This is a genomic window from Dactylosporangium sp. CA-139066, from assembly GCF_050936175.1.
GTDB lineage: Bacteria > Actinomycetota > Actinomycetes > Mycobacteriales > Micromonosporaceae > Dactylosporangium.
The window spans coordinates 9289804-9310743 of the sequence record NZ_JBNJNH010000001.1 but is presented as its reverse complement, the minus strand read 5'-3'; the positions used below and the strand labels follow the sequence as shown (position 1 = coordinate 9310743).

The 20940-nt window shown below is 73.3% G+C and carries 19 protein-coding genes and 1 pseudogene; 16 read left to right on the top strand and 4 right to left on the bottom strand.

Translation table 11 applies throughout. The features are described from left to right. Positions 1–19: 19 nt before the first annotated feature. Complete coding sequence (locus tag ACQEVU_RS42630; RefSeq protein ID WP_433334084.1) at positions 20–982, top strand: thiamine-phosphate kinase; 963 nt, start codon at positions 20–22, stop codon at positions 980–982. 73 nt (positions 983–1055) lie between these two features. Next, positions 1056–1505 (top strand): GNAT family N-acetyltransferase, encoded by a 450-nt coding sequence (locus ACQEVU_RS42625; RefSeq protein WP_433335316.1) that lies wholly within the window; start codon positions 1056–1058, stop codon positions 1503–1505. 120 nt (positions 1506–1625) lie between these two features. On the opposite strand, the gene rpmB is transcribed toward ACQEVU_RS42625, so the two are convergent. Further along, complete coding sequence (gene rpmB / locus ACQEVU_RS42620) at positions 1626–1817, bottom strand: 50S ribosomal protein L28 (RefSeq protein WP_223101777.1); 192 nt, start codon at positions 1815–1817, stop codon at positions 1626–1628. 193 nt (positions 1818–2010) lie between these two features. On the opposite strand from rpmB, the gene ACQEVU_RS42615 reads away from it, so the two are divergent. From ACQEVU_RS42615 to mutM, 11 genes and pseudogenes are all read left to right on the top strand, one after another. Further along, positions 2011–4356: a DAK2 domain-containing protein gene (locus tag ACQEVU_RS42615; protein ID WP_433334082.1), complete on the top strand. Its 2346-nt coding sequence runs from the start codon at positions 2011–2013 to the stop codon at positions 4354–4356. Between the two features lie 46 nt (positions 4357–4402). Beyond that, a complete protein-coding gene (gene recG, locus ACQEVU_RS42610) occupies positions 4403–6586 on the top strand; it encodes an ATP-dependent DNA helicase RecG (protein ID WP_433335314.1) in 2184 nt (727 codons plus the stop codon). 299 nt (positions 6587–6885) lie between these two features. Further along, positions 6886–7464 (top strand): 16S rRNA (guanine(966)-N(2))-methyltransferase RsmD, encoded by a 579-nt coding sequence (gene rsmD / locus ACQEVU_RS42605; RefSeq protein ID WP_433334080.1) that lies wholly within the window; start codon positions 6886–6888, stop codon positions 7462–7464. 46 nt (positions 7465–7510) lie between these two features. Beyond that, positions 7511–7996, top strand: a complete 486-nt coding sequence (coaD, locus tag ACQEVU_RS42600) for a pantetheine-phosphate adenylyltransferase (RefSeq protein WP_433334078.1) — start codon at positions 7511–7513, stop codon at positions 7994–7996. 90 nt (positions 7997–8086) lie between these two features. Beyond that, complete coding sequence (locus tag ACQEVU_RS42595; protein WP_433334076.1) at positions 8087–8587, top strand: hypothetical protein; 501 nt, start codon at positions 8087–8089, stop codon at positions 8585–8587. A gap of 87 nt (positions 8588–8674) precedes the next feature. Beyond that, entirely contained in the window at positions 8675–9238 is a 564-nt protein-coding gene (locus ACQEVU_RS42590) for a YceD family protein (protein WP_433334074.1), read from the top strand. A 5-nt stretch (positions 9239–9243) separates the two neighbouring features. Next, entirely contained in the window at positions 9244–9417 is a 174-nt protein-coding gene (gene rpmF / locus ACQEVU_RS42585) for a 50S ribosomal protein L32 (protein WP_433334072.1), read from the top strand. A 13-nt stretch (positions 9418–9430) separates the two neighbouring features. Further along, entirely contained in the window at positions 9431–10741 is a 1311-nt protein-coding gene (locus ACQEVU_RS42580; protein ID WP_433334070.1) for a phosphate acyltransferase, read from the top strand. A gap of 50 nt (positions 10742–10791) precedes the next feature. Beyond that, positions 10792–11460, top strand: a pseudogene (gene rnc / locus ACQEVU_RS42575) (ribonuclease III); the annotation flags it as partial. A gap of 244 nt (positions 11461–11704) precedes the next feature. Continuing rightward, positions 11705–12919 (top strand): mannosyltransferase family protein, encoded by a 1215-nt coding sequence (locus ACQEVU_RS42570; protein ID WP_433334068.1) that lies wholly within the window; start codon positions 11705–11707, stop codon positions 12917–12919. 8 nt (positions 12920–12927) lie between these two features. Then, positions 12928–13782 (top strand): bifunctional DNA-formamidopyrimidine glycosylase/DNA-(apurinic or apyrimidinic site) lyase, encoded by an 855-nt coding sequence (gene mutM, locus ACQEVU_RS42565; protein WP_433334066.1) that lies wholly within the window; start codon positions 12928–12930, stop codon positions 13780–13782. Here the strand turns inward: mutM and ACQEVU_RS42560 are convergent. Beyond that, positions 13718–14503: a spherulation-specific family 4 protein gene (locus ACQEVU_RS42560; RefSeq protein ID WP_433334064.1), complete on the bottom strand. Its 786-nt coding sequence runs from the start codon at positions 14501–14503 to the stop codon at positions 13718–13720. The two genes, mutM and ACQEVU_RS42560, sit on opposite strands and share 65 nt — an antisense overlap. A 26-nt stretch (positions 14504–14529) precedes the next feature. Then, positions 14530–15219: a CAP domain-containing protein gene (locus ACQEVU_RS42555; RefSeq protein WP_433334062.1), complete on the bottom strand. Its 690-nt coding sequence runs from the start codon at positions 15217–15219 to the stop codon at positions 14530–14532. 300 nt (positions 15220–15519) lie between these two features. Between ACQEVU_RS42555 and ACQEVU_RS42550 the strand changes: the two genes are divergently transcribed. From ACQEVU_RS42550 to ACQEVU_RS42540, 3 genes are all read left to right on the top strand, one after another. Beyond that, on the top strand, positions 15520–15714 hold the full coding sequence (locus tag ACQEVU_RS42550; RefSeq protein WP_433334060.1) for a hypothetical protein: 195 nt from the start codon (positions 15520–15522) through the stop codon (positions 15712–15714). A gap of 241 nt (positions 15715–15955) precedes the next feature. After that, the gene (gene smc, locus ACQEVU_RS42545) at positions 15956–19528 is read left to right on the top strand and encodes a chromosome segregation protein SMC (RefSeq protein ID WP_433334058.1); all 3573 of its coding nucleotides are present in this window, start codon (positions 15956–15958) and stop codon (positions 19526–19528) included. After that, positions 19525–20160, top strand: coding sequence for an HAD family hydrolase (locus ACQEVU_RS42540; protein WP_433334056.1), 636 nt, complete (start codon positions 19525–19527; stop codon positions 20158–20160). Before smc ends, ACQEVU_RS42540 begins: the two co-directional genes overlap by 4 nt. Here ACQEVU_RS42540 and ACQEVU_RS42535 read toward each other — a convergent pair. After that, positions 20157–20639 (bottom strand): glutathione peroxidase, encoded by a 483-nt coding sequence (locus ACQEVU_RS42535; protein ID WP_433334054.1) that lies wholly within the window; start codon positions 20637–20639, stop codon positions 20157–20159. The genes ACQEVU_RS42540 and ACQEVU_RS42535 overlap by 4 nt on opposite strands. Positions 20640–20940 lie beyond the last annotated feature (301 nt).

Sequence of the window (20940 nt, the reverse complement as noted above, 5' to 3'; positions counted from 1 at the left end):
GCATCAGGTTGGAGGACGGGTGACCGTAGCAACCGCCGGGGAGTTCGGGCTCATCTCGCGGGTGACGGCTCGGCTCGGGGCGGCGTCGCCCTTTGTTCTGCTCGGACCGGGGGACGACGGTGCGCTCGTCGCGGCCCCGGACGCGCGCGTCGTGGCGAGCACCGACGTCCTCGTGGACGGGCGGCATTTCCGCCGCGACTGGTCCAGTGCGCGCGACGTGGGCCACCGCGCGGCCGCGGCAAACCTCGCCGACATCGCCGCCATGGGCGCGCGGCCCACCGCGCTGCTGGTGGCTCTCTGCGCTCCGGCAAACCTGCAGATCTCGTGGGCCGAGGAGTTGGCCGACGGCCTAGCCGCGGAGGCGGCGAAGACCGGCGCGTCGGTTGTGGGCGGGGACACATCCTCGAGCCCGACGCTGACGATCGCGGTGACGGCGCTCGGCGATCTCGAGGGGCGGGCGCCGCTGCTGCGCTCGGGCGCGCGCCCGGGCGACGTCGTGGCCGTCGCGGGGCGTATCGGGCACGCCGCGGCCGGGTACACGATCCTGTCGCGCGGGTTCCGCTCGCCGAAGCTGCTCGTGGACGCGCACCGCCGGCCCGAGGTGCCGTACCACCTGGGCCCGGTCGCGGCGCGGATGGGCGCGACGTCCATGATCGACGTGTCCGACGGGCTGCTCGCCGACCTCGGCCACATCGCGACGGCCAGCGGCGTCGGCATCGATCTGCGGCGCGACGCGTTCAGCGTGCCCGAGCCGATGGTCGCGGCCGCGACCGCGCTGGGCGTCGACCCGTACGGCTGGATCCTTGCCGGCGGCGACGACCACGCCCTCGCCGCCACCTTCCCGGAGGGCACTGAGCTGCCGGCCGAGTGGCTCGTTGTGGGGTCCGTGGTACCGGCCAGTTTGTTCACGGTGGGTGACGGTGTGACGGTGGACGGGCGCAGGTACACGGGCGCCGCCCCCGGCTGGGATCACTTCCGGTGACGGTTTCCCGCCGAAGCAGTAAGGGCCGTTCGGGCCCGTACCCTTTACGCTCGTGACCCAGTTCGACATCCGAATGACCCGCTACGGCTCGCGGGTCGCCACCGAGCTCACCACCGCCGCGCTCGCCGATCTGAGCGAGCGGTACGGCGGCGAGGGGGACTCCACCCCGATCCAGCCCGGCGAGTTCGACCCGCCCGAGGGGGCGTTCCTCGTGGCGTACGTGGAGGACCACGTGCCGGCCGGGTGCGCCGGCTTCCGCACCCTCGCCGAGGACGAGACGACGGCGGAGCTCAAGCGCATGTACGTGGTGCCCCAGTTCCGCGGTCGCGGCCTCGCGAAGGCCCTCCTGGCGGCCGTGGAGGACGCGGCGCGGCAGGCGGGCCGCAAGCGGCTGTGGCTGGAGACGGGGACCGCACAGCCCGAGGCGATCGCGCTCTACGAGGGCAGCGGATATGCGCGGATTGCGGATTTCGGGCATTACAAGGGGTACCCGGACGTGCGCTCGTTCGGTCGTGATCTCTGAGCGTTGCTTTTCCGGGGCGGCGCGCGCCCGGGCGCCGAGGGGGCGGCGTCGGTGCGCGTGCCTACCGGCGCACGGCAAAAGGCCCCGTGACCTGGTCACGGGGCCTTTGCGCTGGCTGAATCAGCCGCGGACGACCTTGCCGGCCTTGAGGCAGGACGTGCAGACCTGCATCTTCCGCGTGGTGCCGCCACCGGCCGGGGTGCGCACCGTCTGAATGTTGGGGTTCCAACGGCGGTTGGTCCGCCGGTGCGAGTGGGACACGTTGTGGCCGAAGCCCGGTCCCTTGCCGCAGACGTCGCACACGCTAGCCACGGGGATCTCCTGGGATTGATTGCAGTCTCGGGTCGGAACGGAACCGCACCGCGGATCTCGTTCCAGGCGTCCCCGGCCGGGTGAGCGGCGGGCAACCCCGCAAGGTTACCTGATGCCGGCCCGGGACACCCAATCGGCCCTGTCGGGGGCGCATCGGTGGGGAATGACGGCGCTCACGGTTAGGCTCTGGCGCGTGCCAGACAGCGTGGACGCCGCCATCGTCCGCCGGTGGTGTGTCACCGGCCTGGGCGCGCTGCGGCGCCATCAGGCGGAGATCGACGCGCTCAATGTGTACCCGGTCCCGGACGGGGACACCGGCACCAACCTCGTGTTGACCATGGCCGCCGCGGTGCAGTCGCTGGGCGACCGCTCGGGCGCGCCGGCCGACGGCGCGGACGCGGTGGTGGTCAGCGGCGCGGGCGCGGTGGCTAGCGGCGCGGACGCGGTGGTGGTCAGCGGCGCGGGCGCGGTGGCTAGCGGCGCGGACGCGGTGGTGGTCAGCGGCGCGGACGCGGTGGCTAGCGGCGCGGACGCGGTGGTGGTCAGCGGCGCGGGCGCGGTGGCTAGCGGCGCGGGCGCGGTGGTCGGCGGCCCGGACGCGTCGGTCGGCGGCCCGGACGGGTCGGTCGGTGGCGCGGCGGCGGTGGTTGGCGGTCGAGGCGCGCTGGCCGAAGGTCCGGATGCGGTGGTTGGCGGCGCGGGTGCGGCGGCCGATGGTGCGGCGGCGGGCGACGGTGCGGGCGTGGCGGGCGGGGGCGCGGCGGCCGGAGGCGCGAGCTCGGGCGCGGACGATTTGGGTGGCGTGCTGCGCGACGTGGCCCAGGGGGCATTGCTGGGGGCGCGGGGTAACTCGGGGATCATCCTGGCGCAGCTGTTCAAGGGGCTCGCCGGTGCGCTGGGCGGCGTGGTCGCCGCCGACGGGCAAGATCTGGCCCGGGCCCTGGACGAGGCGGCCAAGGCGGCCTACCGCGCGGTCGCGGCGCCGGTCGAGGGCACGGTGCTGTCCGTCGGTGCGGCTGCCGCTCGGGCGGCGCTCGCCGCCGCCTCCGCGCCCGACGACGGGGCGGGCGACGCGTCCGGGCGTGATCGCGGCGCGAGTGATGGCACCGCGGGCCGAGACGTGGTCGCGGTGGCACGGGCGGCCGCCGAGGCGGCGCGCGTCGCGCTCGCGCGGACGCCTGAGCAGCTGCCTGCCCTGGCCCGGGCCGGCGTCGTCGATGCCGGTGGCCGCGGCCTGGTCGTGCTGCTCGACGCCCTGGTGGAGACCCTGACCGGCGAGGCGCCGCCCGACATGACGACCGGGGCCGCGAGGCCGGCCCCTGGGCTACCGGGCGGGAGCATGGAGCGGGAGGCGGGCTCGGACGCGTACGGGTACGAGGTGCAGTACCTGCTGCGGGCGGCCGCCGGCGCGGTCGACGAGCTGCGCCGCGTCCTCGCGGGGCTCGGGGACTCCCTCGTCGTTGTGGGGGAGGAGCCCGTCTGGCACGTCCACGTGCACGTCAACGACGTCGGGGCGGCTATTGAGGCCGGGGTTGAAGCGGGGCGGCCGAGCAGGATCACCGTCACGCGGTTCGCCGATCAGGTGGCAGCGCTCGCCAGCGCGGACGTAGCGGCCGTGGGCGCGGCAGACGCAGACGCAGGCGTGGCGCGGGCGGGCGCGGCAGGGGCGGGCGCGGCGGGCGTGCGCTTGGCGGCAGCGGCAGACGGCGCCCGAGACTCGTTCGACGAGGTGCGGGTCGGCGGCGCACGCGGCGACGAGGCGCGGCACGGAGACGAGGCATGGACTGACGCGCCGCGGGACGGCGAGGCGTGGGACCGGAACGTGGTTCGGATCGAGCAGAGCGCCGCGGGGGCGTCCCGGAACGCGGCCGACGGGTCGGACGACGCGACAGAGCGGGCCGTTGTCGTCGTGTGCAGCGGACCCGGGCTGGCCGAGCTGCTCGCGGCCGAAGGCGCCACCGTCCTGACCGGCAGCCCGTCGACCGGGGAGATTCTGGCGGCGATTCGCCGTACCGGGGCGGGGCGTGTCGTCGTGCTGCCCAACGACTCGAACGTCCTCGCCGTCGCCTCCGCCGCGGCGGCCGAGGCGCGGGCGGAGGGCATCCGCGCGGGGGTGGTGCCGACCCGCTCGCCGGTGCAGGCGCTCGCGGCGATGGCCGTGCGCGACGCGGCGCGGCGGTTCGAGGACGACGTGATCGCGATGGCCGAGGCGGCCGCGCGGTGCCGGTCGGCCGAGGTCACGATCGCCGGGCGGGAGGCGCTGACCGTGGCCGGGCGGTGCCAGCCGGGCGACGTGCTCGCGATCGTCGACGGGGAGGTCAACCTCATCGGGCAGGACCTGTCGCGGACCGCCGTCGGGCTGCTGGACCGGATGCTCGGGGGCGGCGGGGAGCTGGTCACCCTGATCGTCGGGCGGGGCGCCCCGGCGGGGCTGAGCGACACCCTGCGCGAACACGTCGAGGGGGCGTGGCCGTTCGTCGAGGTGCAGTGTTACGAAGGGGGCCAGCCGCACTACCCGCTGCTGGTGGGCGTGGAATAGATGTAAATCAGACCGGGGGAAGATAGGTCGAGTGGCCGACATCGACATGACGACGCCGTTGTCCAAGGTGCTCGGGGGCAACGGGGCGAAGCTCCTCGCCGAGCACCTGGACCTGCACACCGTGGGCGACCTGGTGTACCACTTCCCGCGCCGTTATGAGGAGCGCGGCGAGCACACCGACATCCGGGCGCTGGAGATCGACACCGACGTGACGGTGTTCGGGCAGGTCAAACGCGTCAGCTCGCGGCAGTTCCAGCAGCAGCGCGGTGCCGCGCGGGGCAAGCGCGGGTCGTTGGTCGAGGCGGTCATCGGCGACGACAGCGGCGGCGAGATCAGCGTCACGTTCTTCAACCAGCCGTGGCGGGAGAACCAGCTGCGACCGGGCCGGTGGGGGCTGTTCTCCGGCAAGGTCGGGCGGTTCAACAACAAGCTGCAGCTCAACCAGCCCGACTACGTCCTGCTCGACGCCGGCGAGGGCGAGGAGGCGGTCGAGGAGTTCGCGGGGGCGATCATCCCGGTGTACCCGGCGACCGCGCGCGTGCCGACCTGGCGCATCGCGGCGGCGGTGCGCACCGTGCTCGACGTCCTGCCGGTCACGCCGGACCACGTGCCGGCCACGACGCGGGCGAGCCGGCGGCTGACGCCGCTGGACAAGGCGCTGCGCGAGATCCACCGGCCCGAGTCGCAGCAGTCCCTGGCGATGGCGCGGCGGCGGCTCAAGTGGGACGAGGCGTTCGCGCTGCAGCTGACCTTGGTGCAGCGCAAGAAGCGGGCCGAGGACTGGCCGGCGGTGCCGCGCCCGCGCCGCGACGACGGGCTGCTGGCCGCGTTCGACGCGGGGCTGCCGTACGAGCTGACGCGGGGGCAGCGCGACGTCGGCGAGGAGGTCGCGGCCGACCTGGCGCGGGCGCACCCGATGCACCGGCTGCTGCAGGGCGAGGTCGGGTCCGGCAAGACGCTGTGCGCGCTGCGCGCCATGCTGCAGGTCGTCGACGCCGGCGGCCAGGCGGCGATGCTCGCCCCGACCGAGGTTCTGGCCGCCCAGCACTACCGCAACGTGATGGACCTGCTCGGCGGCATGGCGCGGGCGGGCGAGCTCGACGCCGCGCCCGAGGCCACCCGGGTGTCGCTGCTGACCGGCTCGCTGGGCGCGGCCGCGCGGCGCCGGGTGCTGGAGGAGATCCGCAGCGGTACCGCGGGCATCGTGGTCGGCACCCACGCCCTGCTCTACGAGGGCGTCGACTTCGCCGACCTCGGCCTCGTGGTCGTCGACGAGCAGCACCGCTTCGGCGTCGAGCAGCGCGACGCCCTGCGCACCAAGGCCGACCAGCCGCCGCATGTGCTGGTGATGACGGCCACCCCGATCCCGCGCACGGTCGCGATGACCGTGTTCGGCGACCTGGAGACGTCGGTGCTCAGCCAGCTGCCGCGCGGCCGCTCCCCGATTGCCTCTCACGTCGTACCCGTCACCGAGAAGCCGGCGTTCCTGGATCGGGCGTGGCGGCGGCTGCGCGAGGAGGTCGCGAAGGGCCACCAGGCGTACATCGTGTGCCCGCGCATCGGCGACGCGAAGTCCGACGGCGAGGACGTGCCGCCGGTCGGCGACGACGGGCGCCGGCCCCCGGTCGCGGTGCTCGACGTCGCGCCGCAGCTCGAGGAGGGGCCGCTGCACGGGCTGCGCATCGGGGTGCTGCACGGGCGCCTGCCCGCCGACGAGAAGGACGCCGTGATGCGCTCGTTCGCCGCCGGCCAGATCGACGCGCTCGTCGCGACCACGGTGATCGAGGTCGGGGTCGACGTACCGAACTCGACCATGATGATGATCCTCGACGCCGACCGCTTCGGCGTCTCGCAGCTGCACCAGCTGCGCGGGCGCGTGGGCCGGGGCAGCGCGCCCGGGCTGTGCCTTCTGGTCACGGAGTCGGGCGAGGGCACGTCCGCGCGGGCGCGCCTGGACGCGGTCGCCTCCACCACCGACGGGTTCAAGCTCGCCGAGCTCGACCTGGAGCAGCGCCGCGAGGGCGACGTGCTCGGCGCCGCCCAGTCCGGTCACCGCTCGCACCTGCGGCTGCTGTCGCTGCAGCGCGACTCGGAGCTCATCGGCGAGGCGCGCGCGGAGGCTATCGAGCTGATCGACGAGGACCGCGAGCTGGAGCGGCACCCGCTGCTGGCCGCGATGATCGCGCGGCTGGTCGACGAGGAGCGGGCGGAGTACCTGGAGAAAGGCTGAGCGCCGCACGTCCGGCTCCTCGCGGCCGGCGGGTGAGGGTGCCCACTCGATGCGTCAGCCGAGGGCTGATCCGCCCAAAATGGCCGATTTGACCGCCCTGACGTAGCGTGATCGACCACGCAGCGTAGTCGGATCCGGTATGCGTCCGGATTGGTGGATGGCACCGTATTGTCGGAATGTGCAGTGATGCGACTCACTTCCGGCCGCCCGACAGGCCTCCGCCGGTCGATGGACATCGCTTCCGCGGTACCGCCGACCGAGCGCCCGACGCGCCGCGGGCGGCTTCTACCCTGGTCTGCGTGACGCGAATCGTGGCGGGGGTGCTGGGTGGGCGGCGGCTGACGGTGCCGCCCGGGCAGGGCACCCGGCCCACGTCCGACCGGGTCCGGGAGGCGCTGTTCAGCACCCTGGACAACCAGCTCGACCTCGACGGTGCCCGCTTCGCCGACCTGTACGCGGGCTCGGGCGCGGTCGGGCTCGAGGCGTGCTCGCGCGGGGCGTCGCACGTGCTGCTCGCCGAGGCCGACGCCAAGGCGGCGCGCGTCATTCGCGGCAACGTCGCGGCGCTCGGGGTCGGCGACCGGGTGCGGGTGGTGGCCGACAAGGTCGAGCGTCTGGTCGCGGGGGAGCCCGACGAGGCGTACGACGCGGTGTTCATTGACCCGCCCTACGCGATGACCGACGAGCGCGTCCGCGCGGTCCTGGAGGCGCTGGCGCAGCGCTGGCTGGCCCCGGACGCCGTCGTGGTGGTGGAGCGCTCCAGTCGCGGCGCCCCGATGGCCTGGCCCGAGGGGCTGCGGCCGCTGGCCGAACGGCGCTACGGCGAGACGGCGCTGTGGTATGCCCGACGCGATCAGGACGGCTCACGCAACGGCTGAGGATTCCTTTGGTACGGTCCCCGCTCATGAGGCTTGGGCTGGTGCAATGAGGCGCGCGGTCTGTCCGGGTTCGTTCGATCCGGTCACGAACGGGCACCTGGACATCGTGGGTCGGGCATCGCAGATGTTCGATGAGGTCGTCGTCGCGGTGCTGATCAATCAGAGCAAGGCGGGGCTGTTCACCGTCGACGAGCGGCTGGAGATGCTCGCGGCCGTGAGCGCGCCGTACAGCAACGTCCGCGTCGACGCCTTCCAGGGCCTGCTGGTGGACTTCTGCCGGTCGAACGAGATCACCGCGATCGTCAAGGGCGTGCGGGTGGCCGGCGACTTCGACTACGAGCTGCAGATGGCCCAGATGAACTACGGCCTCAGCGGGATCGAGACGCTGTTCATGCCGACCAACCCGAAGTACTCCTTCGTCTCCTCGAGCCTCATCAAAGAGGTCGCGAAGTGGGGCGGCGACGTTTCACCACATGTACCCGATCTCGTGGCGAATCGGCTGCAGGAGCGGTTCGCCTCGGCGCGAAAGTAGATGCAAAACCCGAGTGGCGATGGAGCGGCATCGCACTTTGAGCCGCATGATGGTTACGTCGTTCGACGTTGGGAACAGGAGTGACCGCAGGTGGATCCGCTCGAGAGCATCGACCAGATCATCGCGCTGGTTGAGGGTGCACGGTCGGCGCCGATGTCGCGGAGCAACTTCGTGTTCGACCGCGCCGACATGATCAATCTGCTCGACCAGTTGCGCGCCGACCTGCCGGGGGAGCTGCGCCGGGCGACCGCGCTGCTCGACGAGCGGGACAAGATCGTCGACGCGGGGCGGCGCGAGGCGGAGCGGATCATCGCCGAGGCCGAGGCCGAGCACACGCGGCTCGTGTCGATCAACGAGATCGTCGTGTCGGCCGAGCACGAGGCCTCACGCATGATCAACGAGGCCCGGGCGGAGACGCAGCGGCTGCGCGACGAGGTCGACGACTACGTCGACACGGCGCTGGCCAACTTCGAGCAGTTCCTGACCCGCTCCCTCGCGTCGATCGAGCGTGGCCGGGACAAGATGCACGCGCTGCGCGAGATCGGCTCGTTCACCCCCTCCGGCGAGGACGACCGGCCGCTGCCCTTCTGAGAACCGCGCTAAAGTGGGGGCGATTCGACGGAAGATCTGCCGCTCGGGTAGCCTAGTCCGTCGGCCCTGCCTGGCCGGAGTCTTACGATGCCACATCAACAGCACCCGCACCTGGATCCCCGGTCGCCGCTGGTCCTCGAGACGAGAGACCTCCCACGCCGACCGGGCGCTCTGCATGCGGTCTCGCGGAAGGTGCCGGCACCCGAGGACCTCGGCCTGGAGCTGATCGGCGTGCCCCAGGGCGCCGAGCTCGACCTCCAGCTACGCATGGAGTCGGTTTCCGAAGGCGTTCTCGTCTCCGGCACCGTCACCGGCCCGCTGGTGGGCGAGTGCGGGCGCTGCCTACGCCCGATCAGCGACACGCTGGACGTCCCGCTCCAAGAGTTCTATGCCTACGAGCACAGCACGACGGACGAGACGACGGACGAGGACGAGGTCGGACGGCTGCAGGGAGACCTGATCGACCTGGAGCCGGCACTGCGGGACGCGGTGGTGCTCTCCCTGGCTGCCAACCCCGTGTGCCGTGAAGACTGCCCAGGTTTGTGCCCCGATTGCGGGGTGCCGCTCGACGAACTGCCCGAGGGTCACAACCACGAGCAGCTCGACCCGCGCTGGGCCGCCCTGTCCCAGATCAAGACGTCAGAGGAGTAGGTCCCGTGGCCGTTCCCAAGCGGAAGATGTCGCGCAGCAACACCCGGTCGCGCCGGAGCCAGTGGAAGGCCGTCGCGGTCTCCACCCAGCCGTGCCCGCAGTGCCGCTCGCCCAAGCTGCCCCACGCGGCTTGCACGGTCTGCGGCACGTACAACGGCCGCCAGGTCATCGAGGTCTGACCACCGGATCCGGGTGACGCGATCCGACCGATCGCCGCACGGCGGGGAGTCCCCGTCCGGCGTCGCGCGGATCGCCGTCGACCTCCTCGGCGGGGATGGGGCTCCCGCCGTCGTGGTTGACGGCGCTCTGCGCGCATGCAGCGCCGATCCAGACCTCCACCTCGTCCTCGTCGGGCCGCGCGAAGCGGCCGGCGAGGTCATCGGCGCGCTCGCGGTCTCCGACCGTGGGCGCGTCAGTGTCATCACCGTCGACTCCGCCATCGGCATGGCCGAGTCGCCGCTGCGTAACATCCGCCGCGAGACGACGGTGCGCGCGGCCGCGGAGGCCGTCTACACCGGCCGCGCGGACGCGATGGTGTCCGCCGGGTCCAGCGGCGCCGCCGTCGCCGCCTCCGCGCACGTGCTCGGCCGCCTGCGCGGCGTGCGCCGGCCCGGGCTGGCCGCGCAGCTGCCGACCCCCAACGGCACCGTGCTGCTCGTCGACGTCGGCGTGACGCTCGACGCGACCATGCTCGAGCTCGTCCAGCACGCCGTGCTCGGCACCGCGTTCGCCGCCGTCGCGCTCGGGATCGAGCGCCCGCGCGTCGGGCTGCTGTCCATCGGCAGCGAGCCCGGCAAGGGCGACCGCCTGCGCCGGGCCGTGTCGATCGCGCTGTCCGACATCCCGCTGCCGGCCGGTGGGCGCTACGTCGGGCTCGTGGAGGGCTTCGACGTGCCGCGCGGAGGGCCGGCCGATGTCGTGGTCACCGATGGGTTCACCGGCAATGTGCTGCTCAAGGGCATTGAGGGTGCCCTGACCGGGCGTCCGTCGGACAGATCGGAAATGTCCGGAATCGGAAATGGAGCTTCGCGGCCGCTGCGCGATGCAGCGGCCGCGTCCGGCGAAACGCGCCCGGACGCGGCCGCGGATCCGGCGCAACGGGATGCAACCGCCGACCGGTCGCGCTGGGACGTAGCGCGCCAGGATGCGGCGGCCGACCCGGAGCCGCGCGATCAGGCATCACGGCACGAGACGACCGCGAACGACGGGGCGCGCCGAGACGAGGCGGCCGCGACCGGGCCGGCGCGCCGCGACGGGGGCACCGCGACCGCGCGGGTGCGCCGCCACGAGGCCGCCGCCGTCCTCCTGGGCGTCGCCGGCGACGTCGTCGTCTGCCACGGCTCCGCCGGTGGGGCCGAGGTCGCCGACGGCATCGCCCTCGCCGCACGACTGCACCGCGACCGCATCACCCCGGCGGTCGCCGCCCTCGCCGACGATCTGCTGACCGAACTCTCCTCGGCCGGCGGGCTCACCATCCGTGACGCACTGGGAGAGCGCTCGTGAAGAACCAGAACCATCTCGAGGCCGCGTTCGGCGTCGAGTTCGACCCGGAGATGCTGAAGCGGGCGCTGACCCACCGTTCGTACGCGTACGAGAACGGCGGCCTGCCCACCAACGAACGGCTGGAGTTCCTCGGCGACGCGGTGCTCGGCGTGGTGATCACCACCGCGCTGTTCCAGAACCACCCGAAGCTGGCCGAGGGGCAGCTGGCGAAGCTGCGCGCCAGCGTCGTGAACATGCGCGCCCTCGCGGACGTCGCGCGCCGCCTCGGCCCCAACGGCATCGGGCCGTTCCTGCTGCTGGGCAAGGGCGAGGAGGCGACCGGGGGCCGCGACAAGGCGAGCATCCTCGCCGACACGCTCGAGGCGCTCATCGGCGCGATCTACCTGCAGTACGGCCTGGAGACCACCGCCAAGGTCATCCACAAGCTGTTCGACGGCCTGATGGAGGAGGCCGCGCTGCGCGGCGCCGGCCTGGACTGGAAGACCAGCCTGCAGGAGCTGACCGCCGGGCGCGGCCTCGGCGTGCCCGAGTACCGCATCGACGAGGAGGGGCCCGACCACGCCAAGCGGTTCACCGCCTGGGTGATCGTGGCCAAGCGCCGCTACGGGGGCGAGCAGGGCGGCAGCAAGAAGGAGGCCGAGCAGCGGGCCGCAGAGGCCGCCTGGCGCGAGTTGTCGGGCGTGCAGCCCGAGACCGCGGCTGTCGCCGGATCGGCCGCCACCGTCGCCCAGGAAGCCCCACACGACGACGCCGCCGCCGAAGCCCCCGGGCCGCGCGCCGGCGCGACCTCATCACGCGCGGACGCCTCCGCGTCCATCCCCGCAACGCCGCGCGCCGAGGCCGTCGCCGGCACCCCGGCGACGCCACGCCCGGACGCGTCCGCCGGCACCCCGGCGACGCCGCGCGCGGACGCGACCGCCGACACCCCCGCCACGAACGAGACCGCCGAGGAACCGCCCGCCGATGACGACGATGACCCCGGTCAATGAACAGACGCAGCGCGGGCGCACCACGCTGGTCGCGTTCCCCCTAGGCCTGTACGCCCTGAGCCGTCTGCTGCAGCTGGCGTACCTGTGGTGGATGGCCCCCGACGACAAGATCCGGGACCGGCTGCTCGCCTGGGACGGCGGGCACTTCGTGCGCGTGGCCCAGGAGGGGTACCCGACCGGCTACAGCTTCGACGCCGAGGGCAACCTCACGGGCAACGGCCTGGCGTTCTTCCCCGCCTACCCGATGCTGGTGCGCCTCGTGCACTACGTCACGCGCCTCGACTACGGCACGGCCGCCATCACCGTGTCGTGGCTGGCCGGAGCCGCGGCCGCGGTCCTGCTGTGCGCACTGTTCTCGCGGTTGTACGACGAACGCGTCGGCCTGGTACTCACCGCGCTGTTCTGCGTGCAGCCGATGTCGATGGTCCTGTCGATGGGGTACTCGGAGTCGCTGTTCACGGCGCTCGTCGCCGGCATGCTGCTGTGTGCGCACCGCGGCGACTGGCTGTACGCCGGTCTGCTCGGGCTCGGCGCCGGCCTGACCCGTCCCACGGGCGCGGCCGCGGCGATCGCGCTCGCCGTCGCGGCCGGCATCACCGTCTACCGCACCCGCACCCGCGCGGGCGCGGGTCGCACCGGCGACTCTGCGCAGGACGGGGGCGAGGAGGCGGGCACTACGCGTACAACTGCGGCTTGGAAACCCATCCTCGCGGCCGCGGTGGCCCTCGCGGGGGTGCCCGCCTATCTGCTGTGGGTCGGGTTGCGCGTGGGCGACCTGGGCGCGTGGTTCGACATCCAGACCGCCGGCTGGGGCACCACGTTCGACTACGGCGCGTCCAGCCTGCTGTTCGTGCGCGACGCGCTCAAGGGCGGCGACGGCTGGATCCAGGTCAGCGTCGCGTGGATGCTCATAGGTACCGTCATCCTCGCCGTGGTCGCGCTGAGCCGGCGCGTCTGGGCGCCGCTGGCGGTGTACGGCGTCATCGTGCTCGTGCTGGTCCTCGGCCAGGCCGGCTACTACCACTCCAAGCCGCGGCTGCTCGTGCCGGCGCTGCTGATCCTCGTGCCGCCCGCGGTCGCGCTCGGTCGCGCGCGCCCGCGCACGGCGGCGCTGGTCGTGGCGGGCGTCGGCGCGTTCGGGCTGTGGTACGGCTCGTATCTCATCACCGTCTGGCACTACGCGATCTAGAGGGAGACATGCCCGAGCTGCCCGAGGTCGAGACCGTCCGGCGCGGCCTGGACAAGTGGGTGTCCGGCCGGCGCATCGCCACCGTCGAGGTGCTGCACCCGCGCGCGGTCCGCCGCCACCTGCCCGGCGCCGAGCACTTCGCGGGCGTCCTCGCGGGACGTCGCGTGGGCGCGGTCATGCGCCGCGGCAAGTACCTGTGGCTGCCCCTGGACGACGAGGACGCCCTCGTCGGCCACCTGGGCATGTCCGGGCAGCTGCTGATGCAGCCCGCGGACGCGGCGGACGAGACGCACCTGCGCATCCGCTTCACGTTCGACGACGACGGGCCGCAGTTGCGCTTCGTCGACCAGCGCACGTTCGGCGGCCTCGCGGTCTCCGCGGGCGGCGCGGTGCTGCCGGCCGAGCTCGCCCACATCGCGCTGGACCCGGTCGACCCGCTGTTCGTCGACGACGCGTTCATCGAGCGGATGCGCCGGCGGCGCACCGAGGTGAAGCGGGCGCTGCTCGACCAGACGCTGCTCTCCGGCGTCGGCAACATCTATGCGGACGAGGCGCTGTGGCGGGCCCGCCTGCACGGGGCGCGTGACACGTCGCAGCTTTCCCGGCCGGCGGTACGCCGCCTGCTCGGGCACGTGCGCGACGTGCTCAACGAGGCGATCGGCCAGGGCGGCACCAGCTTCGACGCGCTCTACGTCAACGTCAACGGCGAGAGCGGCTACTTCGAGCGGTCGCTGAACGCCTACGGGCGCGAGGGCCTGCCCTGCAACCGGTGCGGCGCCCCGATCCGCCGGGAGGCGTTCATGAACCGGTCCTCGTACTCCTGCCCGCGCTGCCAGCCGCGGCCCCGTCTCGCACCACGCTGAGCTGCCGGTACGGGCGCGGTCGCCGAGGCGCCGGGGTCGGCTTGCCGACCTCCTCGGCCCCGCCGAGCTCGGCGAGGCCCGGCACGAGGCCGCACCAGGCCGGCAGGTCGGTGTAGGGGTCGGGCGCGCCCAGGTCGGTGACGAGCCCGAAGCCGGCGCCGCGGCTGACCTGCAGCCGGGCCGCCTCGTCGAGCTCCCACGGCGGCACGGCGTGCACCAGGTGCCCGTCGCCCGGGCGCGCGCCCTCGCCGGACCAGCGCCGGTACTCCCGCCAGCTGCCGTCGAACACGCACACCGGCAGGCCCAGCTCGCGGTACGCGTCGTCGGGCGGCTCGCCGGGGTTCAGCACCACGTCGGGCAGCCCGGCCCGCGCGGCCGCCTGCGCGATGACCGCGACCGGGCCGATCGCGTAGGGGCTGGCGGGCGTGCGGTCCAGGAAGACGCCGCGCACGGGGTAGCCGGCCCAGCGGTACACGTCCGCGCGGATGTCCGCGACCGGGCGCGTGCCGCAGTCGACGTCGACGTAGCCGAGCAGCAGCACGCCGGCCGCGTCCAGGCGCGTCATGGCCGCGGTCCAGATCGGGTCGCGGCCGCTGCCGGGCCCGCCCGCGACGTCGACGACGACGGTGAACGCCGGACCGTGTGCCGCGACGATCTCCCATGCGTGTGGCCGGGCCAGCGGATGCGCCCGCAGTGGCAGGAGCGTCGGAACCCGGTCCACGACCGGACTAACGATGCTGGGCCCCCTCAAGCACGGCCGGTGTCCACCGTCCAGTAGGGCGTGCGGCCGCGCATCGCGGCCCCGACACCGATCGATGTGATGCCGCAGTCCAGCAGCTTGTCCTGCGCGTCGCCGTGCATCCAGTGCTTGACGACGTCGCCGGCGTCGCCGCCCTTGGCGGTCAGCTCGTCCGCGAAGCCGGTGAACCCGGCGGCGCGGACGCGCCCGGCCGCGTCGCTGCCGTCGCTGCCGCGGCTGCCGGTGAAGTCCCTCGCCGCCATGTCTGCGGCGTGCGTCCGCGCGGCCCCGCGCAGCCGGTTGTCGACCTTGAGCGCCTCGCACTTCTTCTTGCGCCGCTCGCCGTTGATCAGCTGCACGACGCGGTCCTCGTAGCCGGTGTTGAAGCTCGCGGCGACGAGGGTGGTCTGGGCCGTGGTCGGTGTGGCGGATGTCACTGGCGGGGCGCTCGACGCCGCGGCGGGCGCGCTGGACGGGGCGGCCTGCGGCTGCGCGGCCGGGGGAGCGGCGCGCTCGGCGTTGGAGGTGCCGCCGCCGGCGGTCAGGGACGGCACGACCACCGCGCCGAGGCCGAACAGCACCAGCACGCCGGCGACGATCGCGGCGATTCCTGTGGGGCCGAGCCGGTCGACCAGGCGCCGGGCGGCCAGGCCTCCCGGCAGACGTCCGGTATCGAGGCCGGGCGGCGGTGCCGTCATCGCACTCTCCCGGTCGTGTCGGTCCCCAGAATTCTCGGACAAGACGCTACTTTGCAGTGGCGCCGTCGGGCAACCGGTGGCACACTGCCACGATCGGCGCGGCGGTGCGGATCACGCACCCGGGTGAGTGAGAACACCCTGGCCAGGACGTTTGGCGTGCCGGTTGGCTTGACTAAGTCGCGCCCCGGAAGGAACATGGAGGGGTCGCCAGTCGCGCCCAATCATGCCCTTGTGTTTCGGTTTCGGGTGCTGGGCGCGCGTTTGCCGGAGTCGACCGGCTGCGCTTAACAAGGAGACGATATGGCTAAGGCCCTCTTCGGCCACGTAGGCAGCGCGCCCGACCGGCGCCTTGTCGACGAGGTCACCCAACTGCGCGCCAAGGTTCGGGCGCTCGAGTTCGAGGTCGTTCGGCTCCGCGCCGAGAATGACCGGCTCGCGGCGGCTGCTTCAGAGGCGGACCAGCTGGTCCGGCTCGCCGAGCCGGCAATGGCCTGAAACTCTCAGGTCATCGCGTTAGCGCAGAACTGCACAGTAAACCCGCGCGCCGACATCCAATGGGTCTCGGCGCGCAGTCATGTAACGACCCGGTTGTCCGGTTGGTTGCGCGAGTGGCCTGAGTGGCCTCCAGTGGGCGCTGTGCCCACGACACGCGCATTATGGTGTGCGGTGCTGCAGGGCCGGGTACTCTCCCGGCGGTAGCCTGCCCGGTAAGACACCTCGACAACCGTGGAGATCCGTGCACCTCAAGACCTTGACGGCCAAGGGCTTCAAGTCCTTCGCGTCCACGACCACGCTGAGGCTCGAACCGGGCATCACCTGCGTGGTCGGGCCAAACGGCTCCGGCAAGTCCAACGTGGTCGACGCGATCGCCTGGGTGCTCGGCGAACAGGGTGCCAAGGCCCTGCGCGGCGGCAAGATGGAGGACGTCATCTTCGCCGGGACGGCGAGCCGGGCCCCGCTGGGACGCGCCGAGGTCACGCTCACCATCGACAATACCGACGGTGCGTTGCCAATTGACTACACTGAGGTATCGATCACACGACGGATGTTCCGCTCGGGTGAAAGCGAGTACGAGATCAACGGCAACTCCTGCCGCCTGCTCGACATCCAGGAGCTGCTGTCCGACTCCGGCATCGGCCGTGAGATGCACGTCATCGTCGGGCAGAACCGCCTCGACGGCGTCCTGCACGCCCGCCCCGAGGACCGCCGCGCCTTCATCGAGGAGGCGGCCGGGGTACTGAAGCATCGCAAGCGCAAAGAGAAGGCCATCCGCAAGCTCGAGGCGATGGCGGCCAACCTCAACCGGCTCGGCGACCTGACCACCGAGCTGCGCCGCCAGCTCAAGCCGCTCGGGCGCCAGGCCGAGGTGGCCCGCCGAGCCGCCGGCATCCAGGCCGACCTGCGCGACGCCCGGCTGCGACTGCTCGCCGACGACCTCGCTACGCTGCGTGAGACCCTCGACCGCGAGATCGCTGACGAGACCGCGCTGCGCGCGCGCCGCGAGGAGGTCGAGGCCGAGGTCGAGGCGATCAACGAGCGCCTCGCCGCCCTCGAGGCCGAGCACGCCGCCGACGCGCCCGCGCTGGCCGAGGCGCAGGACACCTGGTACCAGCTGTCCACCCTCCAGGAGCGCTACCGCTCGCTGCACCAGCTGGCCGCCGAGCGCCACCGCAACCTCTCCGCCGCGCCGGTCGAGGAGCGGGCCGGCCGCGACCCCGACCAGCTCACCGCCGAGGCCGACAAGGTCCGCGAGCAGGAGGAGGAGCTGCGCGCCGCGCTCGAGGCCAGCCAGGAGCGCCTCGCCGAGGCCGTCGAGCGCCGCCAGGACCTCGAGCGCCGCCTGGCCTTCGCCGAGAAGGCCATCGTCGCCGCGCACAAGGCCATCGCCGATCGCCGCGAGGGCCTCGCCAAGCTCGCCGGCCAGGTCGAGTCCGCGCGCTCCCGCACGACCGCCGCCGCGGACGAGATCGAGCGTCTTGCGGTACAGCTGGCTGAGGCCGAGGCCCGCTCGGAGGCCGCGCAGGGTCTTTATGACGAGGCGAGCGCGGGCGCGTCCGTCGCCGACAACGCCAACGCCGACCTCGAGATGCGCCACCAGGAGGCGACGCGCGAGCTCGAGGCGATCAACAACGAGGTCCGCCAGCACAGCGACGCCGAGCGCGCCGCCGAGAAGGACGCCGCACAGTGGAAGGCCCGCGAGGAGGCCCTCGCCATGGGCCTGCGGCGCAAGGACGGCGCCGGCACCCTCCTGGCCCGCGCGGACCGCGTCCCCGGCCTGCTCGGCAGCGTCGCGGCGCTGCTGTCGGTCGAGACCGGCCACGAGGCCGCGCTCGCCGCCGCGCTGGGCGCCCTCGCCGACGCGGTCGCGGTCTCCGGCGTCGAGGGCGCGGTCGCGGCCGTCGAGATGCTCAAGCAGGACGACGCGGGCCGCGCCGCACTGCTCATCGCCTCCGCGCCGATGCTCGACGCGCCGCCGGTCGAGCGCGTGCCGCTGCCCCCGGGCGCGGCGTGGGCCATGGACCTCGTCCGCGCCCCCGAGGAGCTGCGCCCCGCGCTGGAGCGCGCCCTCGGCGACGTCGTGTTCGCCCCCGACCTCGCGACCGCGCGGCGCATCGTCTCCTACGCCCCCGCGCTGCGCGCGGTCACGCCCGAGGGCGACGTCATCGGCGCGTACGCCGCGGCCGGTGGCTCCGGCAAGCAGCACAGCTTCATCGAGGTCCAGGCCGCCGTCGAGGAGGCCCGGCAGCAGAAGGTCGACGCCGAGCGGCGCGTCGCCGAGGCGCGGGAGCTGCTCGCCCTGGCCCGCAACTCGGCCGCCGGGGCCAAGCAGGTCGTCGCCGAGACCGCCGCGGCCAAGAAGGAGGCCGACAGCGTCCGCAACGCGGCCGCGCGGCGCCTCGCCGAGCTCGGGGCCGCCGCCAAGTCCGCCCGCGCGGAGGTGGAGCGGCATGCCGCCGCCAAGGCCAAGGCCGAGGCGGCCCGCGAGTCGGGCCTGGCCAGCCTGACCGAGCTCGAGGAGCGCCTGGCGCTCGCCGAGGAGACGCCGATCGACGAGGACCCGTCGACGCTGGAGCGCGACGATCTCGCCGGTGAGGTACCGCTGGCTCGGCAGCAGGAGATGGAGGTCCGCCTCGCCGTGCGCACCGCGGAGGAGCGCGTCGGCGCCCTCGCCGGCCGCGCGGACGCGCTGCTGCGCCAGGCCGCGGCCGAGCGCGCCGCCCGGGAGCGCGCCGCGGCCCGCAAGGCCACCCGCGCCCGCGGCGCCCGCGTCGCCGAGGCGGTCGTCAACGGGGCCGCGTTCGCCCTGGAGCGCCTCTCGGAGTCCATCGCCGAGGCCCAGGAGACCCGCGACACCCTCGCCGCCACGCGCGCCGAGCGCGAGACCGCGCTCACCGACGTGCGCGGGCGCGCCAAGCACTTCACCGCCGAGCTGGAGCGACTCACCAGCGCCGTGCACCGCGACGAGGTCGCCCGCGCCGAGCAGCGCATGCGCATCGAGCAGCTCGAGGCCCGCTCAGCCGAGGAGTTCGGCCTGGACGCCGACACGCTCGTCGCCGAGTACGGCCCGCACCTGCCGGTGCCGCCGACCGCGCCCGAGCTCGCCGCCGCGGAGGCCGACGGCCGCCCCGCCCCCGAGCCGGTGCCGTTCGACCGCGCGACGCAGGAGAAGCGCTCCGCCAAGGCCGAGCGCGAGCTCAACCTGCTGGGCAAGGTCAACCCCCTCGCCCTGGAGGAGTTCGCGGCGATGGAGGAGCGCTACAAGTTCCTCTCCGACCAGCTCGAGGACCTCAAGGCGACCCGGCGCGACCTGCTCACGGTCGTCAAGGACGTCGACGACCGCATCCTCGAGGTCTTCACCAGCGCGTACCACGACACCGCGCGCGAGTTCGAGCAGGTCTTCTCCGTGCTCTTCCCGGGCGGCGAGGGCCGCCTCGTGCTCACCGACCCCGACGACATGCTCACCACGGGCATCGAGGTCGAGGCACGCCCGCCAGGCAAGAAGATCAAGCGCCTGTCGCTGCTGTCCGGCGGCGAGCGCTCCCTGACCGCCGTCGCCCTGCTCTGCGCGATCTTCCGCGCCCGCCCCAGCCCGTTCTACATCATGGACGAGGTCGAGGCCGCCCTGGACGACGTCAACCTGGGCCGCCTCATCACCCTCTTCGAGCAGCTGCGGGAGCGCAGCCAGCTCATCATCATCACCCACCAGAAGCGCACGATGGAGGTCGCAGACGCCCTCTACGGCGTCACCATGCGCGCCGGCGTCACCGAGGTCATCTCCCAGCGCCTGCGGACGGAAGAGGCGGCGTGAGCTCCAGCCAGCGGCCGACGGCCCTGCTCGTCGACTTCGACGGCGTCCTGCGCACCTTCGACGCGTCGATCAATGCCAAGATCGAGCAGCGGTACGGCCTGGAGCCCGGCACGGTCCTCGAAACGGCGCTCGAGTGGGATCGCCTCCTGCCGGCGATCACGGGCCGCATCACGCGCGCCGAGTGGCTCGCGACCGTCGCGGACACCCTGGCCGACCGCGTGGGCGGCCCGCAGCGCGCCGCCGAGCTCATGGACGAGTGGGTGGTGTACCCGGGCGCCATCGACCCGCAGGTCCTGCGCTTCGTCCGCGACGTGCGCGCCGCCGGCCACCCGGTCGCCGTCGCCACCAACTCGACCGCGGAGTTCCGCGACGTGCTGGAGTCGTTCGGCCTCACCGACGAGTTCGACGCGGTCGCCAACTCCGCCGAGCTCGGCGTGCACAAGCCGGCCAAGGAGTACTTCGCCGCGGCCTGCGCCCTGCTGGCGACCCCGCCGTCGCGCTGCATGCTGGTCGACGACATCGACCGCATGATCCGCGGCGCCCGCGCGGCGGGCCTGACCGCGTACCGCTACGAGCCCGGCGACGACCTTTCCTACCCGCGCCGCGCCTTCGGGCTGCCGTCGGCTGCTTAGAGGCTGGCCTCGACGGCCTGAACGACCTCGTCGGCCTTCGGCTGCGTCCGCGGCCCGAACCGCGCCGCCACCGTGCCGTCACCCGCGATGAGGAACTTCTCGAAGTTCCACCGGATGTCGCCGGTGTGTCCTTCGTCATCGGCAACGGGCGTCAGCAGCTGGTACAGCGGGTGCCGCCCCTCCCCGTTGACCTCGATCTTCTCCGTCATGGGGAACGTCACGCCGTAGGTGGTGCTGCAGAACTCGGCGATCTCCTCGGAGGTGCCCGGCTCCTGCCCGCCGAACTGGTTGCACGGCACGCCGAGGACGGAGAACCCACGCTCCGAGTACTGCTCGTGCAGCGCCTCAAGCTCGCTGTACTGCGGCGTCAGGCCGCACCGTGAGGCCACGTTGACGACCAGCACGGGGCGGCCGCGGAACTGGCCGAGGTCGAGCGGCTTGCCCTGCAGGTCGGCGATTTCGACGTCGTAAAAGCTCATGCCAGCGATCGTATGCCCGCGAGGTGGCCGCGACGTTGCGCGCTCCCGCGCCTCATGCCTCGGCGCCTCCGTGCGTCGTGCTACGCCTCCGCGTGCCGCTCCCGTGCCTCTGCGCGCCGCTTCCGAACCTCCGCGCGCTCCCGAGCCTCGGCGCGCCGCTCCCGCCCTCCATGCGTGGGCTGCCTCCGCGCGCGGGCTGTGCCTCCGCGCGTTGTGCTGGCGTCCGGGCGTTTCGGGCGGCTACTGCTCTCCGCGCCTGCGCGGTCTCCGTCGCGGTTCAGCGCCCCCGCGCGGTGTTGCG

What these genes read in the sequence shown, in the direction of transcription:
- ACQEVU_RS42550 (WP_433334060.1), top strand. Translation starts at nt 15,520, where the DNA reads ATGGCTAAGGCCCTCTTCGGCCACGTAGGCAGCGCGCCCGACCGGCGC.
- coaD (WP_433334078.1), top strand. Translation starts at nt 7,511, where the DNA reads ATGAGGCGCGCGGTCTGTCCGGGTTCGTTCGATCCGGTCACGAACGGG.
- ACQEVU_RS42570 (WP_433334068.1), top strand. Translation starts at nt 11,705, where the DNA reads ATGACGACGATGACCCCGGTCAATGAACAGACGCAGCGCGGGCGCACC.
- ACQEVU_RS42555 (WP_433334062.1), bottom strand. Translation starts at nt 15,219, where the DNA reads ATGACGGCACCGCCGCCCGGCCTCGATACCGGACGTCTGCCGGGAGGC.
- recG (WP_433335314.1), top strand. Translation starts at nt 4,403, where the DNA reads ATGACGACGCCGTTGTCCAAGGTGCTCGGGGGCAACGGGGCGAAGCTC.
- ACQEVU_RS42590 (WP_433334074.1), top strand. Translation starts at nt 8,675, where the DNA reads ATGCCACATCAACAGCACCCGCACCTGGATCCCCGGTCGCCGCTGGTC.
- ACQEVU_RS42625 (WP_433335316.1), top strand. Translation starts at nt 1,056, where the DNA reads ATGACCCGCTACGGCTCGCGGGTCGCCACCGAGCTCACCACCGCCGCG.
- mutM (WP_433334066.1), top strand. Translation starts at nt 12,928, where the DNA reads ATGCCCGAGCTGCCCGAGGTCGAGACCGTCCGGCGCGGCCTGGACAAG.
- ACQEVU_RS42535 (WP_433334054.1), bottom strand. Translation starts at nt 20,639, where the DNA reads ATGAGCTTTTACGACGTCGAAATCGCCGACCTGCAGGGCAAGCCGCTC.